Raw genomic sequence first — 767 nt, 5'->3', positions numbered from 1 at the left:
GAGATGCGCAGCGTCTGCAGCACCGCGTCGAAGGTCACCGCGTCGATCGCGCGGCGCAGCGACATGTGGATCGTCACGAGCACGGTGCGCAGCTCTTCGTTGGCCAGCATCATGCGCACCGGCGGCGGCGGTTCACCGGCACCCACCGACAGCGCCTGCAGCATCTCGGTGTGCCCCGGGAACGCGACGCCGGCGGCCGACAGCGCCTCCTTGTGGATCGGCGCAGTCACGATGGCCGCGATCTCCGCGCCGCGCGCCAGCCGCACCGCGTGCTCGATGCAGCGCGCTGCCGCCGCACCGGCCCGCGCGTCCACCTGCCCGACCGGTGCAGCGGCCAGGTCGGCCGGCAGGCCAGGCGGTGCGAGCACCGGGATGCAGCCTGGCGGCGCGGCGAGCGCATCGGCGGCATGCTCGATCGCGGCCACGGCCAGCCCCCCGCCGGTCCAGGCGACGGCGCGGCGCTGCACCGCGACATCGCCGATCACGAAGCAGCCGGTCGACTGCGGGCCGCGGAACAGCTTCGCGATGATTTCCGGGCCGATGCCGCAGGCGTCGCCCTGCGTGATCGCGATGGGGGAGCGGGTCGTCATTCGATGCGGTCTTTCGGATCGGCGATTCAGATCAAGGGACGGGGCGGCAGCTTGCCATCGCCGTACAGGTCGGCGATGCGCTCCAGCGCCTGCACGTCGGTCAGGAACAGCTGCCCATTCTCGATGCGGTGCAGCCCGCGCTGCTCCAGCTTGCGCAAGGTCTTGTTGGTGTGCACC

1 protein-coding gene is annotated in these 767 nt (G+C 72.0%); it reads right to left on the bottom strand.

The window, feature by feature from the left end; translation table 11 throughout:
* The coding region (locus tag AC1D15_RS35435; RefSeq protein WP_477829772.1) for a 4-hydroxythreonine-4-phosphate dehydrogenase PdxA at positions 1-590 on the bottom strand (590 nt) is incomplete at its 3' end.
* Positions 591-767 lie beyond the last annotated feature (177 nt).

The sequence above is a fragment of the Rhizobacter sp. P2_H2 genome (assembly GCF_056403375.1).
This window is presented reverse-complemented; position numbering and strand designations above follow the sequence as displayed.